The following is a 17117-nucleotide window of genomic DNA, read 5'->3' as shown; positions in this document are numbered from 1 at the left end:
ATGGATCCGACGTTGAAGGATCTGCGGGAGTGGCTGCTGCGGGAGCACTCCGGGACGGTCTGTGCCGACCGACTCAGCGTGATCGCCGGCGAGCTCGCCGACATGACCGCACGCGGTCTGCCGGGAGCCGTGGTGGAACTCGGCTGCTACAGAGGTGCGATGGCCCTCTGGATCCGTAGCGTGCTCGACTCGCTGGGCGACCACGACCGCGAGATTCACGTCTACGACTCCTTCCAGGGCATGCCCGCGCCCGGCGCCCAGGACTCGGACCACCTGGCGGCGGGCGAGCTCCGGTCGTTCCCGGACGACGTGCGCGCCACGCACGCGGCCTGGGGCAGGCCCGGGCCGGCCATCCATCCGGGGTGGTTCGACGAGACCCTTCCCAAGGAGCTGCCCGACGAGATCGCGTTCGCCTACCTGGACGGCGACTTCTACGACTCGACCCTCAGGGGACTCACGCACTGCGTCACCCGCCTGGTGCCGACGGGTGTGTTGCTCGTCGACGACTACGCGGACACGGCGGTCAATCCACGAGCCTGGGACGGGCTCCCCGGGGTGAAGCGCGCCTGCGACGCGTACTTCGGCGCGCCGTCGCCGGTGACCGTCGTCGTGGGCGAGGGTGATCTGGCCTTCGGCCGGTACGAGAAGCCGGGGTCCCTCGGATGAGCGCAGTCCTCGTGGTACGTGGAGCGGCGGATGCGGGTGCGATCCGCCGCGCGCTGCCAGCCGTCCCCGTGCACTATTTGCTGGACCTGAACCGGCCGCTGCCAGCCGACGCGGCCGTGGTCGTCCTGCGTTCCGGTGTCCGACTCGGACAGCGGGAGCTCGACGCACTTCCTGGCCTGCGGCACGTCGTACGGACCGGCTCCGGCATCGACCACATCGACGTGAGCGCACTCCGACGCCGTGGGATCACGCTGCACCGCAACGCCGAGGCCGGGGCGGCCGCCGTGGGCGAGTGGGTCCTCGCCGCTGCTCTCGGCCTGGCCCGGCGAATCCCTCTGGGGCAGCACGCGCTCATGCTCGGCTGCCACGAGAAAGAGGCGTGCATGGGTGTCTCACTCGGCCCCCTGGCCGCGGGTGTCTGGGGCGCGGGTCCGGTGGGGCTGGCCGCCGGCCGGGCCCTCGCCCCACATGTAGCACGCACGGCCTACGCCGCATGGCCGTCGAATCCCCCCGGCCTGCGGGAGGTGTCGCAGGCGGCGCTCATGGAGCAGTCGCAGTTGCATGTGGTCGCCCTGCCACTGCGTGCCACGACCCGGCAGTTCATCGGCGAGGAATTCCTGGCACGCGTCGCTCCGCAGCAGCCCCTGCTGATCTGCGCCGGGCGGCTGGAGACCCTCGATGTCGCCGCCTGTCTGCGGGCGTTGGCGGACGGCGGACTCTCGGGCCTCGCACTCGACCCGGTCGAGCGGGAGCACCTGCCGCTCCTCACCGGCTCCACGGTGCCGCTCAACCTCCTGGCCTCGCCCCACATCGGCGCCCAGCGGTCCGATGTGCGCGGCGCACTTGACCGATGGGCCGTCGATCTCCTCAGGGAGATCACCGCCAACGACGAGATCCTCATCGAAGGAGGCCGCCGGTGAACCCATCAGCACAGCTGCGCCGGGAGATCGCTGACGGAGTCGCCCGGGAGCTACTCGTCTCCGGCCTGGCTCGTGAGGTCTGGCTGGAGGGAGCGCTCGCCTGCGGCTTCGCCCACGCGGCCAGCGATATCGACCTGCGCGGCATCGTGGACGGCGACCTTCCGGCGTGGGAGTCGCGCATCGTGGACGGCGTCCGTGTCGACCTCCAGGCGGCGGCGCCGCAGCGGACGGAGGAACTCCGTCACCTGCTCCGCTCCTTCGACGTCCGCCGCGACGACCTCGGATCGTTCCGCCGAGTACGCGCCTCGATGCACGACCTCATGTGTCTGCGCACCGCTCTCTCGTACGGCTCCGGACGCTGGGCCCCGGTGCTCGATGCCGGGGAGCGCCAGGGCTACCGACGCTGGGCGGTCGCCGACCAGGCGGAGGTCGCTGCGAGTCTCGCCGAAGACCTGACCGGTCTCGTCGAAGACGGTCTGGCCGAACCCGCCCAAGTCGTGTGCCGGAAGCTGGAGACCTGCCTCACCGCGCTTGAGTGCGCGGCGGCTGGTCATCCGGTCCTGGGCGACAAGTGGCTGCCGCTGCTTGCCTGCGCTCCGTTCGGTCCGCCGATCGAGCCGGCCCACACGTCGACGTGGGAGTGGTTCCGCCCCGTTCAGCGACGAGTGGCCAGAGCGCTCCTGGGCTGCTGGCCCGTCGACGACCCGCTGCAGAAGCCTCCCAACCTGGTTGCCCCTGACTCCGGCTGGCTACCGCAGCGGTACGCCGACGGGTGGTTCCTTCGCCGCGGCGACGTCCACTTCCCCATCACCGGCGGACAGCTTCTCGGGTGGCTGTCCACGGTCTCCACCGATGGCGCGTAGACCGCGCCTCTCCTCCTCAGGAGTCCTCTGATGCCCGTCACCCGCACCGCCCCCATCGACCTGGAGAGTCTTTACGCCCCGCTGTCGAGCACGGGGCCGGACACGGCCGTCTCCGTCATCCTCAAGCTCCGCGGGGAGACCTGCGACATCGACTGCCTGTACTGCTTCGAGAAGCGCAAGGAGTCACCGGGCGGCGCCCGGATCAGCGCGGCACAGGTCCACCGCCTCGGTTCGATCTTCTCCGGGCGTCCGCTCAGCGTCGAACTCCACGGCGGGGAGCCCCTGACCGCCGGCCGGGAACGGATCGCGGAGATCCTGGACGCGCTCGCCACACAGCCGAACGTCATCCGCGTGAGCCTCCAGACCAACGGCCTCCAACTCGACGACTCCTGGCTGGACCTGTTCGAGCGGCACTACCCGGAACTGGAGATCGGCATCTCCCTCGACGGGGACGCGCTGGGGAACTCGTGGCGAGTGGGCTACGACGGCCGCCCCACCTACCCGCGAGTGGTCGAAGCCCTGAAGCTCCTCGGCCGTCGGGAACGCCGCGTTGGCGTCATCTGCGCCGTCACCCCGTACGTCCTCGGCCGGGCCTCCGAGGTCATGGAGCACCTCGCATCCTTTCCCGCCGTGACGACGGTCAGCCTTGTGCCGTGCTTCGACGCGGCGGTCACCCGGACGACCGCAGTCGTCGGATCTCGTGCGCCGACCAGTCGGGCACTCCAGCGAAGGGCCATCGGCCCCACCGGCCCGGCCTGGGCCGTCACGCCTCGTCAATACGCCGACTTCGTGTTGGAGGCCGCCCACCACTGGGTCGTTGACGGCGTGTTCCGCCGCGTCAAGCTGGAGCCCGTCGTGTCCGTCATCCGCCGTCTGAAGGGTCTGGGGACCCGTTCCTGTCACTTCTCCGATTTGAAGTGCGACCATGTCCTCACCCTCTATCCCGATGGCCGCCTGGGAAGCTGTGACGAGCTGCCCTGGCCGCAGGCCGGCCTCACCTCTCTCGGCGACGTCCACACCGAGGCGGACGTGGCCAGCGCCCAGGGCGGCTCTGCTTTGCTCCAGCAGGCACGCTCCCTGGTGACGAAGTGCACGACCTGCGACTACCGCGACACCTGCGGCGCGGGCTGCCCGGCGGTCCGGGTCCGCTTCGCCGCCGCGGGCGACGAAGACGCGTACTGCGACCACCGCATACGCCTGATCGACGGCGTCGCCGCCCTCCTCGCCCAGCCAGACCTTCCGCCCGGTGCCGCATGCTCCCGGTTGCGCTGGCGTCCCGTCCGCCCCAACAACATGCACCACGTCTCTGCCTTCCTGGCTCGCTGGGACGACCCCACCGCTCCCCGCTCGCCCGCGCGTCTCCAGGTCAGTGCCAACGGGAACATCAACACGGTCGGCCTCCCTGGCGTGCACGAGGCAGACGATCTCGACCCTCACCATCCCCAGTGGTACGAGGGCATCGAGCCCGGCATCCGCCCAGTCGTCGACGCGCTCACCTCAGGCTGGAACACCGTCACCTATGACAGCTGCCAGGGCCACGCCTACGCCGACCTCCACGGAGCCGAGCCCCGGTTCCTTTCGGTCGGCATCCTGCCGCGCGACCGCGCCGAGTACGCGCGTACAGCGGCGCGCCTGTGCCATGCCGCCAGCCGAGCCGAGTCCTCCCTGCCAGGGGCGTGTTCGCTGGTCCTCGGTCGCAGCGAACTCACGTGCCGCACCACCGGCCGGGTGTATCCGACGCTCGACCTCTATCTCGTGCCCGCTGCCGGCACCACGTTGGCCGAGTACTTCGAGGACCTCGCCCAAGCGGTGCACGTACTCACGGTGGCCCTGGCCGAAGCCGCCTCTGCCCCGCCCTCCACCTTCTGCGCGTGCGGAGGCGGGCAATGATCCACATCGCCGAGACTCTGTCCATCCGTACTGTGGAGGGCTTCCTCAAGCCGGACGAGATCGAGCGACTCAGCCTCGTCATGGACGACACACTCGGCTCCCTCGTGCGCGACCGGTACGGCACGGCCCGCCGCACCACCATTCACGAGATCCCCGGTCACTCCCCCGCCGAGGCGCAGGACGTCTACGAGCCGGCCGGCCGGATCGAGATGACCGAGATCCCGTACGAGGCGACCGCCCTCCTCGACCAGGCCCTGAAGCTCCACATGGCCACGATCACGCGCACGCTGCCGTCGGTCACCGGCCACCGACCGTGGATCTACCTCGAATACGGCGCCGACCAGTACATCACCGCACATGCCGACGGCATCGCCCCCGATCCCCTCGCCCGTCCCCGCCAGATCGCCGCCGCGACGGTCACGCTCACGGACATCCACGACACCGGCGGCGCGTTCTACGTGGAAACCACGGGCAGCGACGCCGTCTGGACCGCCGCCGAGGCGCCGATTGGATCGGGTTACGCCCAGGGAATGCGCTTCGCACGCGACGGCACGGATATGTCCTCCCCCTGGTTCCACGCCATGCCCCGCACCCGATGGAGCGTCGCACCCGCTCCCGGCACGCTCGTGGTCTTCGGCAGCCAGCTCGTCCACGGCACCGAACCTGTCCGCGCCGGCCGCGTTCGCAAGTTCCTCACGCTCTTCGTCTCCGAGTAGGAGGCTTCGCCGCCATGACCGGCCCCCGCGGCCCGCCCCGCAGCGTCCCTCCCCCCGACCCACGGTCCCGACCAGAGGAGAGAGCGAACAGTGGCAGAAGACAAGACGTTCGACGAGTTCCTGGAGGCAGTCGCCTCCCTGCGCGACAGCGACTCCGTGCGCACCACAGCGCACACCTCCAACGCGGCCACCGAAACCTGGCTGGCCACCACGGTGCAGCCCGACGCCGCTGAGCCCACCACCGAGTCCTGACCCGCCACGGGGCCGGGCCCGTCCCGGTCCGGCCCCGTTCCACCCCCGGAGCCCAGATGAGCGCTCTCTCCCCGGAAGCCCCGGTCGCCCTCGGTGGCATCGCCGACCACCAGCGCCTACAGACCAGCCGCATCGCCTCCGTTCTCGGCAACCACCTCGACTCTTCCCCCCTCGACTACGCCGTGGCCCACCACCTGCTCGAAGGCGCCGAACACGCGGCGCGCGCCCGGGACGCGGACCGCCTCGCCTGGTACCGCCGTACGACGGTGCGAGACCTGACCCACCTGTCGGCCGGCCCGCACATCGTGCTCAGCCCGTGTTCCGCGGACCTGCTCCGCTCGGAGATCTCCGAAACCGCGTACTACCTCATCGGTCCCGACACCAACCCTGCCCCACCCGAGGCCCTTGGCCTCGTTCGTGCCGCGATCGCCTCCGCGACCGAGCACGGCTTCGGGACCCTGCTCACCCAGCACGCCCCCGTCATCTGCCTGCTCAACCGTCGACGACTCGACGAGACCCTCCACAGTTGGGCCCTCACCCGTCTCCCGGGCACCGTCTTCACCGACTACACCGCCCACCCCGAGGTCCTGGCCCGTGACCTGATCCACGAGGCCGCCCACAACTGGCTCAACGACGCACTGGCCGCGTACGACGTGAGCCTCCCCGCCGACGTCACCTTCTTCTCCCCCTGGCGGGGAACTCCTCGTCCCGTATACGGCTTCCTTCATGCCTGCTGGGCCTTCTCCCTCACCGTGATGTACGTACGGAAAGCACGGCGCAGCGCCACAGGCGGCGTCGTACCCTTCCTCGACGCCCACCTGCGCCAGCAGGCGATCCAGTTCGCTGCCACTGCCGAGTGCTTGGATCAGGCCCTCGCGTACGTGCCGGCAAACGAAATCCGTGAACGCATCGGCCGGGCAGTCGGCAAGGTCGTAGGTCCTCCGTAGCATCCGGCACGGGGGCGGCAAGCTCGGTCAGGTGGTCTTGGCACCGCCAAAGCGCTCACGGTAGGAGTCTTGGTCCTCGACGCTGCGGCACTCGCCTGGCTGCCGGACGCGATCATAGCGATCGCGCCCGCCCACCCCTGGCTCCGTCGGCTCTTGCCGGTCAGCCGAATGTGAGCAGCGGAACGTCGTAGAGGTAAGGGCACGGGGCCGGCTCATCGTGGGCGGCGTGATCTCCACGATCAGCGATTCGCTGAGAACACCTTCGGGAGGCTGTAAGGCACGCCTAAGGTGGGATCCATCACCGAAGGGAGTTCCAGCATGGACCCGATCACCGCAGCGGCCCTCGCTGCGCTCGCCGGCAGTCTCGGCAGCGAAGCCGGGCGCCAGGTGTGGCAAGGACTCACCGCGCTGGTGCGACGCCCGTTTGGGGGAGCCTCGGCACAGGGAACACAAGACGACGGGACACTCCAGGTCAGCTCCGGCGAACTGGAAGCCGCCGCACTGGAGAGAGATCCTGCCAACCCCATGCACGCGCAGGCGCTGGCCACGTGTCTCGGCGTGCGAGCGGCCCTGGATGGAGAGTTCCGTGGGCTACTCAATGAGTGGTGGCAGCAGGCACAGGCCATCTCCTTGAGAGGCGACGTACAAAACAGCATCAGCGGCGGTACCCAGAACGGCCCCGTGCTCCAAGGCCGGGATTTCTCAAACCTCACCTTCAACATGACGCGCACCAGGACTGATCGATAGGGGTTCACCAAGGTCGCAGCGGCACGTCGTCGCCACCACAGGGTGTTTCTACTCGATCAGCTCGGTGGGATCATTCAGTCTGCGAGTTCAGCCAGGCTTCGATAATCATCGCCGCTTCCTTTTCCTCGACCGCAGACTGCTCCAAGTCTTTTTCCCATTTCACAGTGCGAAACAGCCCTCTCTGCCGCCATTCATCCAACGGCGCTTCGAGGTCTTCACCGTTAGCCTCGTCGAGAGCCCGCCTTGCAGCGCTATAAACAAGCCGCAATTCAGCACCGGCGACATGGTAGTCATCATGTGCCGGAAGAAGCCGCTCATGCAGGGGCAAGCTCCTATCCACCTCGACGCATCCGAGATAACTGTCAACCGTTTCATGCATCGCTGCATGCAGATCCTCCGCCTGCTCGTCACTGACCCCAGAAACGGTAGCCACCGCGAGGTTGCAGGTCTTGATCAGAGCAGTAAGTCCGGGCACCGTGAGGGACTTCCAGAGTGCGGGCTCCCGAGCAAGGAAATGGGCAGCGAGATCAACAACCGCGACACCTCTATCGTTGAAGAACAGACTCGCGATGGCTACACCCAGATCGCGTCGATACTCGGGGACAACCCGAGAAACCTGGGTCAGCACATCCTGGTCGATCTGCCCGGGCAGCACCTTGTCTTCATCAAATAGCAGAGCGATGTTCTTTCGGCCCACAGTTCCTCTTTCCCGAAATTGCCTCCTGGAGGGCTCCGATATTTCCAAACTAGACAGTTCGTTACGAAAGTCCGCCGCCGCCAAACCGGGCGGCTCCGGAATAACGGATTTCTTTACATACTCAAACTGAGCCTGCAGCATGGTCTCCGGCTGCCCGAAAACAAGCGCGGAGATGCGAATCTGACCTCCTTCCGATACCGACGCGACCGTTCCGATACCCGAGAAGACCAGCGCCTCCTGAGCAGCGTCATGGAGCGTTGTAGTAGCGGTCGACGTCGTCAGCCAACGCGGGTCAAAGGTGATGACCACCTTCCTTGCCCCGACGGAGAAGACGAGGTGGGGATCTTTGGTCAGGACTCCAGTCGGCTCTCTCAGCGGAACCTCGGGCGGATTGCTGCAGCGCATGGCGCTTTCGAAAGAGACCAGAAGGCCACGATGCACCTTGTCTGCCGTGTGTTCACAGAGCGCCACCGCCTCCGCGTCCCATGTCTCGAATAAGGGGCGAACGATCCGGACAAACTCCCCTGGTGCCATCCCCTGGCCACGAAACGGCCTCGTACTGTCGAGTCCGGCTTTTCTTGCCGCGGCTGCCACCGCGTTGCTCTGCGCGAGCATCGCCATCCGTGGCAAGTTGACCAAGTCGACACTGGAGAACCGGGCTCGCCAGATCTGTGACGACTTGCGCAGTTCCTCGGCAAGAGCCTGGTCGGGAGCCTCGGCCACCGAAGGTAGGCCCGTCATGGTGATGTTCACATCGCCATGGATCGCCCCGGCTTGGATGGCCGGGCCAGCCACCTGCCCGGAGAGGTCGTTTTTGACATCAGACGCTTTCGAGAAGGCGGCCTCTCCGCTCCCGACTTGCTCCGCTGCTGCCATCCGCTCATCCTCACGCCCGTGACCAGCCCACCTGACAGGCAGTAAACACCATCTACCTTACGTACAAAGGGCGTTCGAGGCGGCCCGAAGCATGCCGGCCTGGCAATAAGGCAAGGCCGCTCGAAGAGACTGTGGAGTAGCAGGCGGCTTCTACCTCAGCGCGCCGAAGGGCGAGCCAACGAGACGGCTCGGCGAGTTCGAACCGCAGAGCCAGCCAGCGGCTGGTCTCAGTTCTGGTCTCATTCGGCCTCGTTCGGCCCTGTCCGGGCGGGGCCATCCTGAACGCTCCGCCGCAGGTCAGAACCCCTACGGCCGCCGCCGGACCCCCGTACGAACCTTTGGAAAGCGTGTAGGGGCAACCCCTCACGAGTTCGAATCTCGTATCCTCCGCCGCAGCCCACCTGGGCAAACGAAGGCCCCAACCGGATTTCGGGCGGGGCCATCGTCGTGCCGTGGTCTCTGTTTGGGTCTCAGTTGCCCTGGCTGGATCTGGGCGGACCACGATGGACGGTGACGCCTTGGGTTCCGTGCACCAACCCCAGTGGTTGGTGCACGGCCGTCAGTCGAGCACCACTTCAAGTCGGTCTGTTCCAGGATCGAGCAGCCCCTACACCTGCAGGATGAGGGCCTCCACCTGGCTCAGCACCGTCGCACTGTCCTGAGCCGTCTTACGGGCGGACGCCAGGCGTTCCATCCACTGGATCCTTTGGTCGGCAGGCAATGGCTCCTCGCCCAACTGGGAGCGCAGGCGGCTCGCTTCATCGAAGTCGACCAGGAGAGCGTTGGCCGCCTCGACGGCACGCTGGTAGATGCCTTCGGCCAGCTCGATCCGGGCCGGCAGCTCCCGTCGGAGTTCGGCCAGCCGGTCTCGCGGGTCGGATGGTGGTACCTGCCCATGGATGGTCGTGGCGCCATCCGACTGGTTGGTGCTCTCAGAGTCGCTCCCCCCGTCGCCGGCGTTGCTACCAGAGGCACCAGTCCGTGAGGCACGGCCCAGTTCCGCCGGGAAGAGGTGATCGAACCACGCCTTGTCGGCGACGAAAGAGGTGGCTTCACCATTGATGTCAGGAGCGAGCACCATCCCGGGCACGATCGGGGTCTGGTCCTCCTCACTCCAGAGGCTCTCGCCGTAGCAGACAAGCCGTCCGCCGCCGGGCGCTTCGGGCGCCTGGGTCGCGTCTGGGTGCTGCAGCACGGACCGGGCGAACGCGAGCAGAAGCTCCCTGCTGACGCCTGGCGCATTCTCGGTGTAAGCGAGCGTCAGGGCCGCAAGGGCATTCGTCGGGGTACGACGGACGCCCTTGCGCCCCGCTCCCGCCTCACTGCCCTGACCGGGGGTGATCAGCGGTTCGGGAGTGTGGATCAGTGCGGGTGCCATCCGCCGCACCAGTGCCGCCCACGCGGTGGCATCTCCAGCCTCGGCGCCGAGAAGCAGTTCCTTTAGCGGCCTCGGATCCTGCCCGGAGCCGTCCTTGACTTCGGGCACGCCGAACAGGCCGAGCGCGGAGAGAATGTTGGCGCGATGCAGAAACATCTGTGCGATAGCAGCGGACCAGAGCCTGGTACGGGCCTCTGCGGTCTTGGCCCGGATCTGGCTCCACGGGGCTTCCTGCAGGGCGGCCTTCACGATGGGCCAGTAGGGTCCGGTGTCCCGAACCTGACGTTTGCCGGTCTCCGGACCGGCGGGGGGTACGTCCGGGAAGACGAGGGTGGTGATGGCACGGATGGCGATGTCCCGCAAGGTGACCGGCGAGACCTTCTCGTCGGCAGGCAGCAGGGGAGCCAGCGGGTCGAGGGAACCGTTTGCGGTGAGGGCGTCGCGCACGCCGCCCAGGTCCAGCAGATCAGCCCCCTGGGCGGTGGGGAAGGCGTCCGCAAGGATCGGTCCCAGCTTGCCCTCCTTGGCATAGGTGTCCACGAGCGTGGCAAACAAGGCGATCAGGCGCGCATCCTCGTCGTACGGCTGGATACCGCGCAGGTGGTCGTTGACGTTCAACGCCCGCAGCACGTGCTCCAGCGCGGCAGGCTTGCTGCAGCCGATGACAATCTCGGCCGGCACGGTGGCGATCTTCATTGCGCGCAGCGCCTTGTGGTCCGGCTCCGTCGCATCTGCGGCACTGTCCTCGTTGAAGCCATGCGAGACGCGGTTAAGGATCTCCCGCTGGCTGAGCAGCAGCACGGTGGGGTCGTTCGGCCCCTTGGAAAGCGGCACAGCGGACTGGGGCATCCCGGTCACCAGGTGCTCTGAGCGCAGACCGAATACATCGAGTCGGGCCAGGGCGCGGTTATTGGCAGTCACTGCGACCATCCGCCACAGCCGGGAGGTACTGCCATCAGGGTTGGTAACTTGCCACTGCTGGAGAACGCTCATGCCACGCGTCAGCTGACCGGCGGTGACCAGGGACTCGGCGAGGTCGTAGCCGCGGGTCTTGCCGGAGCGCCGCAGGTTCTCCACGGCGTAGCGGTGAACATGAACTGCCACCTCGTACTGCTGCTCGGCCAGGACGAGGGCGGTCTTGGGCTCGCCGTCTTCCTCTGCCGCGTGAACTACCGGACGCGGCCGGCGCTGGCCAAGTGCGGAAAGCAAGGCGGCTTTCGTGCGCTCAGCCTCCCGCACCCGCTTGCTGGCATGCACGTACTTCTCCTGCGCCGCGGCGAGGGCCGCAGCGGCGTGCGGATCATCACCGGGTGCGCGTCGCCGGGCGTCACACTCCTTCTCGGCGAGCTTCTTGGCCTTCTCCGCGTTCTCCAAGTCGGCTTCAGCCGCCACGAGTTCAACGACGCGCTGGGTGGCTTCCGGGCTGGGCGGAGCCCAGGAACTGACAGTGCGGTCGTTGAGGTCCCAGGGGACCACGGCTGCACCGTGGACGTCGCAGATGAGCAACAGGACCTTGTCGTCACCCGAGTTGACCTCGCGCCAAGCGGAGGGGGTGAGGACCTTCTTGCCACGAGAGGTGACAACGATCTTCTTGATCTCGGTGTCGCCGAGGGCAGTAGCGATGCCCTCGGTGATCGCGGAACGCGGGGGCGGGATCACGCCCGCCTGCTCACAGGTGTTCTCGACGGCGTCCGCGAGTCGCTCTCCCCATGTATCGGTGCCGATGTAGGGGTAGATGCCGTCAGGCCGCTTGGTTGCCATGGAGTAGTCCTTCTCACAGCCGCAGCTGGGTGACAGCACGCATCCGTCCGCCGGGCGCGTGACACGCACCCGAGGCGAAGCCTCGCGGCAGCGGGACGCAAACCGACAACCCTGGTTGTTCGGCGTGTTCCGCTTCGTACGGTCCAGTTGCCGACGCCCGCAGAAGGATCAACCCGAACGGCACCGTGGGCCTGGGGATCTCTCGACTGGTTTCCTGCTCCGCCGACGGCGGCATGAGGCGGACGCCAGCGATAGACCACCGACGTGCGTGGTGGACTCTGCCACCGGAGTGTCCAGCTGCGCCCATTCACCTCGACAGCATTCACCCAATCGGGTGAGGTACCTAGTAATTTCCTGGCTAAGCATGGCTGTTGGGATAAGCGCGGTAATGATGCCGGAGCTGTTGCGCGGTGCGAACGCCCACGGACTTGGGCAGACGGTCTTCGGTGCACCCTTGGTCAAGAGGTCAGCAATCGGCCGCAGCAGCCACGGCAGCTACAGCCAGGCGGCTCCTCAACGGGCGAAGCGGTAGGACTTGGTGCCGGTCTGGATGATCGCGCCGTTGAAGGTCAGGCTGTCGACGATGGCAGCGCAGAGTTGGGGTCGGTGAAGGTTATCGTCCAGCCGCTGAAGGGCTCCCCGCCAAGACGGCGTGTGCACTCGCGACGGGGCTTCTGGTCCAGGCAGCGGAGCGAGCCAATCCCGGCACTTCGGCCATCGCGCTCACGGAATGTTCCGCCGATCCAGGACGCCGTGCCCTCAGCGTGCCCTTAAGAGCGGAAAACCACGGTCAACAGCGGCGCGAACAGACCGCCCGACCACCCCGGAGAGATGACGTCTGCCCAGGTCAGAGACATAGCCCCCGCCCAACCGCCGTCGCTTCCAAAGCTGAGAGCACGGGTTCGATTCTCGTCACCCGTCACAGCGTGGAACTCGACGTCAGCAGCCTGGAGTTCGTTGCTCATCTAAACCTTTTCGGACCTCTGCGCCCTTCGCGTGCCCTAATTCGCGCCAGGCCGCCGCGGCGTACGGCGGCCCGCTGGCAAAACTCCGGAAGGCCGCAGCGCCGCCCCGCGCCCTGCCGTAACGTGGCCTCACGATCACCGCGGGATGGGGGCCATGGAACCGAGAAGCGCTGCCGCCGCTGGGAAGGACTTCCCGTACACGCTGGACACCACGTGCTACATCGAAGTCCACGAGGACGGCCGAGTCACCCAGGGCGCGGGACCCGACGCCCATCAACGCGCAGTCGCTGGAGCATCCCGCCTCTTCGCGGTCTGGCCCGGACAGTGGCGAAGCGACCTCTTCGCCATCGATGACCTGGACGAGTTCGCGCGGGCACACGGCATCGTCCACGACGAGGAGCGAACCGGCCTTGCCGACCACGTCCACGACGTCCACTGGAGCCTGGCGGACGGTGAGCAGAATCCCCGCAGCCAGTACGTGAGCATTGACCTACGCCTCGCCTGCGGATGTTCCGTCAAGGACCGTCGCACCTTCGCCGCGCAAATGAGAGAGCAACACGGTTGGGACCTGGCGGTCACTGGCGGCTGGGGTTACCACACGGACGCGAACGGCACCACGTACACGTTCCGTGCCCGCCGCAAGAGCCTCAGTTCCTGAGCGAGCACTTTCGAAACACCGAGAAGTGAGCTTGGGCCGGGGGCACACCTGAGAGCCGCGGGCTCTGGCAGAAGGAGCCCTCCGCCCTTCGGCATCCTGATGGACCGACGCACTACTCATCACCTGACACTCCATCAGAACGAGCGTCAAATGAGCGTCACAAGCGTCATTTCAGCGTCAAGATATCGCCCGTAACGCCCACACTGCACATAATGCGCACGCACCAAGCCCCAGGTCAGGAGCCCTTCGCGACCGGCTCCAGAATCGCCACGCACTCCACGTGATGCGTCATCGGGAACAGGTCGAACGCCCGCAGCGTCCGCACCCGGTAGCCGCCGTCGCGGAAGTACCCCAGGTCGCGGGCGAGGGCGGCCGGGTCGCAGGCGACGTAGGCGATGCGGCGGGCGCCCAGGGACGCCAGGTGTTCCACCGTCTTGCGGCCGGCTCCGGCGCGAGGCGGGTCCAGGACGATCAGGTCGACCTCGGTGATGCCGGTGCGCGGGAGGACCGACTCGACCTTGCCCTGCTCGATCCGGACCCGGGGGAAGTCGGCCAGGTTGTGCCGGGCGTCCTCCACCGCGCGCTTGCCGGACTCGATGCCGAGGACCGCGCCCTTCTCGCCGAGGCGGTCGGCCAGGGCGCCGGCGAAGAGGCCGACGCCGCAGTAGAGGTCGAGGGCCATCTCGCCCTTGCGCGGCAGCAGGCCCTGCATCACGGCCTTGACCAGGGTGTCGGCCGCCTTCGGGTGGACCTGCCAGAAGCCGCCGCTGCCGACGCGGTAGGTGCGGTCGTCGGCGCGCTCGCGGACGAACGCGCGGCCGTGGACGCGGTGGATGCCGCCGTCCTTCTCGTCGACCCGCATCACGGAGACGGGCCGGTCGAGCTCGACGAGCGGCAGCCGCGCGCCGGGGCGGGGCTCCAGGATGACCATGCGGTCCTGGGAGCCGGTGGCGGCGATCGCGTCGACGGCGGCCATGCCGGCCCAGTCCCGGTCCTCGATGCCCAGCTCGCTGACGCCGGGCGCGGCGATCATGCAGTGGTCGATCGGCTCGACCTCGTGCGAGCGGTGGCGGCGCAGTCCGGCGTTGCCGTCGGCGTCCACGGCGTACTGCACGCGGGTGCGCCACTGCGGCACCTCGCCGGCGGGCAGCTTGTCCCCCTCGGCGGGCAGCACCGTGCCGTCCCAGCCCGCTTCCTCGGGGGTGAGGCCCGCGAGCCGCTTGAGCTGCTCGGCGATCACCTCGCCCTTGAGGCGGCGCTGGGCGCCGGGCTTGGCGTGCTGCCAGTCGCAGCCGCCGCAGCGGCCAGGGCCGGCGTAGGGGCAGGGGGCCTCGATGCGGTCCTTGGACGCCTCGAGGATCTGTACGGCGTCGGCGCGCAGGAAGCGTGCACCCTCCTCGCCCTCGGTCACCCGGGCCACCACCCGTTCGCCGGGCAGGGTGTGCCGGACGAAGAGCACCTGGCCCTCGGCGGTGCGGGCGATGCAGTGGCCGCCGTGGGCGACGGGGCCGATCTCGACCTCGTACTCCTCGCCCACCAGAGACTTGGTCGGTTCTGCCTGCATGGTGGGGTGACTCCAGATCGGGAGGGACCGCGGCAACGGAAGAGGCCGCGGACCGGCGGGCCTGACAACAGCCCACCAGTCTACGGCCTCGCTCACGCGCCCCGGTCCCGCGCTCGCGTCCGGGGCCCGGGACCCGTGCCTCAGTCCTTGGCCGCGGACTCCTTCGGCCGTTCCACCGCCGGGCCGCGCCGGACCGCGCCGGGCGCGTTCCACTCCTGGCGCCTGCGGGCGCGCAGCTTGGCCGCCTCGGAGGACTGGAGCTGGTAGGGCACCGAGGTCACCATGACGCCCGGCGTGAACAGCAGGCGTCCCTTGAGCCGCAGGGCGCTCTGGTTGTGCAGCAGGTGCTCGTACCAGTGGCCGACCACGTACTCGGGGATGATCACGGAGACGGCGTCGCGCGGGGACTCCTTGCGCAGGCCCTTGACGTACTCGATGATCGGCCGCGTGATCTCGCGGTACGGCGAGTCGAGGACCTTCAGCGGTACGTCGATGCCGCGCCGCTCCCACTCCTCGCGCAGCGCCTTGGTCTCCGCCGGGTCGACGTTGACGGTGAGCGCCTCCAGGGTGTCCGAGCGCATCAGCTTGGCGTAGGCCATGGCGCGCAGGGTGGGGCGGTGGATCTTGGAGATCAGCACGACGGAGTGCACCCGGGAGGGCCGGACGCTGTCGTCGCTCGGGCCCTCGGGGGCCGCGATCTCCTCGGCGACGCGGTCGTAGTGCTTACGGATCGCCGTCATGGTCGCGTAGAAGATGCACATGCCCAGCAGGGCGACCCAGGCGCCGTGCGTGAACTTGGTGACCAGGACGACGACGAGCACCAGGCCGGTGAAGAAGGCGCCGAAGGCGTTGATCGCGCGGGAGCGGATCATGTGGCTGCGCTTGGCCGCGTCCTTCTCGACCGCGAGGTGGCGGTTCCAGTGCCGGACCATGCCGGTCTGGCTGAGGGTGAAGGACACGAACACGCCGACGATGTAGAGCTGGATCAGCCGGGTGGAGTCCGCGCCGTAGATGACCACGAGCAGGGTCGCCGCGCCGGCCAGCAGCACGATGCCGTTGGAGAAGGCGAGGCGGTCGCCGCGGGTGTGGAGCTGGCGGGGCAGGTAGCGGTCCTGGGCGAGGATCGAGCCGAGCAGCGGGAAGCCGTTGTACGCCGTGTTCGCCGCGAGGAACAGCACCAGGGCGGTGGCGGCGGCCAGCAGCACGAACAGGAAGCTGCCCTTGCCGAAGACCGCCTCGGCGACCTGGGAGATCACCGGGTTCTGGACGTAGCCGGAGCCGACCGGCTTTCCGTTGTGGATCAGGTCGGTGGCGGGGTGCTCGGCCATGCGGACGTTCGTCGACATGGCGAGGGCGATGATGCCGCAGAACATCGTGACGGCCAGCAGGCCCATCATGGCGAGCGTGGTCGCCGCGTTCTTCGACTTGGGCTTGCGGAAGGCCGGGACGCCGTTGGAGATGGCCTCCACGCCCGTCAGGGCGGCACAGCCGGAGGAGAAGGCACGCAGGAGCAGGAAGACGAGCGCGAAGCCCGCGAGGCCCTGGTGCTCGGCCTTGATGTGGTAGTCGGCCGTCGGCGCGTGCATGGTGTCGCCGAGGACCAGGCCGCGGAACGCGCCCCACGCGATCATGACGAAGACGCCGCCGACGAACACGTAGGTCGGGATCGCGAAGAGCTTGCCCGACTCCTTCACGCCCCGCAGGTTCATCAGGGTCAGCAGGATGATCACGGCCGTCGCGCACAGCACCTTGTGCTGCACCACGAACGGGACCGCGGAGCCGAGGTTCTCGATGCCGGAGGCGATGGAGACCGCGACGGTCAGGACGTAGTCGACGAGCAGCGCGCTGGCCACGGTGAGGCCGGCCTTGGGCCCGAGGTTGGTGGTGGCGACCTCGTAGTCGCCACCGCCGCTCGGGTAGGCGTGCACGTTCTGCCGGTAGGAGGCGACGACCGTGAACATCAGCACGACGACCGCGACGGCGATCCAGGGGCTGAAGTGGTACGCCGACACGCCCGCGATGGACAGGACCAGCAGAACCTCCCCCGGCGCGTAGGCGACGGAGGACAGCGGGTCGGAGGCGAAGACAGGGAGTGCGATGCGCTTCGGCAGGAGCGTCTCGCCCAGCCGGTCACTGCGCAGTGCGCGCCCGATCAGAATCCGTTTGGGCACGTCGGTCAGTTTGGACACGACAGAGGATCGTAGGGCGTCGAACACG

At 68.1% G+C, this 17117-nt stretch carries 13 protein-coding genes and 1 pseudogene; 9 read left to right on the top strand and 5 right to left on the bottom strand.

What is annotated here, in order from left to right:
* From B446_RS27680 to B446_RS27650, 8 genes are all read left to right on the top strand, one after another.
* Positions 1-666, top strand: a complete 666-nt coding sequence (locus B446_RS27680) for a TylF/MycF/NovP-related O-methyltransferase (protein ID WP_043479211.1) — start codon at positions 1-3, stop codon at positions 664-666.
* Between the two features lie 77 nt (positions 667-743).
* Positions 744-1586 carry an NAD(P)-dependent oxidoreductase gene (locus tag B446_RS27675; RefSeq protein WP_020942729.1) on the top strand — a complete coding sequence of 281 codons (843 nt, stop codon included), beginning with the start codon at positions 744-746 and terminating at the stop codon, positions 1584-1586.
* Complete coding sequence (locus B446_RS39300) at positions 1583-2449, top strand: hypothetical protein (RefSeq protein ID WP_020942728.1); 867 nt, start codon at positions 1583-1585, stop codon at positions 2447-2449. The genes B446_RS27675 and B446_RS39300 overlap by 4 nt, the downstream gene beginning before the upstream one ends.
* 30 nt (positions 2450-2479) lie before the next feature.
* Positions 2480-4339 (top strand): radical SAM/SPASM domain-containing protein, encoded by a 1860-nt coding sequence (locus B446_RS27665; protein ID WP_020942727.1) that lies wholly within the window; start codon positions 2480-2482, stop codon positions 4337-4339.
* Positions 4336-5055 (top strand): 2OG-Fe(II) oxygenase, encoded by a 720-nt coding sequence (locus B446_RS27660; protein ID WP_020942726.1) that lies wholly within the window; start codon positions 4336-4338, stop codon positions 5053-5055. The genes B446_RS27665 and B446_RS27660 overlap by 4 nt, the downstream gene beginning before the upstream one ends.
* Positions 5056-5145: 90 nt before the next feature.
* Positions 5146-5307 (top strand): hypothetical protein, encoded by a 162-nt coding sequence (locus tag B446_RS39295; RefSeq protein WP_158506780.1) that lies wholly within the window; start codon positions 5146-5148, stop codon positions 5305-5307.
* Between the two features lie 56 nt (positions 5308-5363).
* The gene (locus tag B446_RS27655; RefSeq protein WP_020942725.1) at positions 5364-6254 is read left to right on the top strand and encodes an aKG-HExxH-type peptide beta-hydroxylase; all 891 of its coding nucleotides are present in this window, start codon (positions 5364-5366) and stop codon (positions 6252-6254) included.
* 318 nt (positions 6255-6572) lie between these two features.
* Positions 6573-7001 (top strand): hypothetical protein, encoded by a 429-nt coding sequence (locus tag B446_RS27650; RefSeq protein WP_020942724.1) that lies wholly within the window; start codon positions 6573-6575, stop codon positions 6999-7001.
* A 70-nt stretch (positions 7002-7071) separates the two neighbouring features.
* On the opposite strand, the gene B446_RS27645 is transcribed toward B446_RS27650, so the two are convergent.
* The 3 genes and pseudogenes from B446_RS27645 to B446_RS39960 all read right to left on the bottom strand — a co-directional run.
* Positions 7072-8574, bottom strand: a complete 1503-nt coding sequence (locus B446_RS27645; RefSeq protein ID WP_020942723.1) for a hypothetical protein — start codon at positions 8572-8574, stop codon at positions 7072-7074.
* Positions 8575-9181: 607 nt separating this feature from the next.
* Entirely contained in the window at positions 9182-11713 is a 2532-nt protein-coding gene (locus B446_RS27640; protein WP_020942722.1) for a hypothetical protein, read from the bottom strand.
* 513 nt (positions 11714-12226) lie between these two features.
* Positions 12227-12351: pseudogene (locus B446_RS39960) on the bottom strand (AAA family ATPase); the annotation flags it as partial.
* A 481-nt stretch (positions 12352-12832) separates the two neighbouring features.
* Between B446_RS39960 and B446_RS27635 the strand changes: the two are divergent.
* Positions 12833-13336, top strand: coding sequence for a hypothetical protein (locus B446_RS27635; protein WP_234967562.1), 504 nt, complete (start codon positions 12833-12835; stop codon positions 13334-13336).
* A gap of 235 nt (positions 13337-13571) precedes the next feature.
* Here the strand turns inward: B446_RS27635 and B446_RS27630 are convergent, their stop codons facing one another.
* Both B446_RS27630 and B446_RS27625 read right to left on the bottom strand, forming a co-directional pair.
* Positions 13572-14900, bottom strand: coding sequence for a class I SAM-dependent RNA methyltransferase (locus B446_RS27630; RefSeq protein ID WP_020942719.1), 1329 nt, complete (start codon positions 14898-14900; stop codon positions 13572-13574).
* 140 nt (positions 14901-15040) lie between these two features.
* Complete coding sequence (locus B446_RS27625) at positions 15041-17089, bottom strand: APC family permease (protein ID WP_043479200.1); 2049 nt, start codon at positions 17087-17089, stop codon at positions 15041-15043.
* Positions 17090-17117 lie beyond the last annotated feature (28 nt).

Source organism: Streptomyces collinus Tu 365 (assembly GCF_000444875.1).
GTDB lineage: Bacteria > Actinomycetota > Actinomycetes > Streptomycetales > Streptomycetaceae > Streptomyces > Streptomyces collinus_A.
This window is presented reverse-complemented; position numbering and strand designations above follow the sequence as displayed.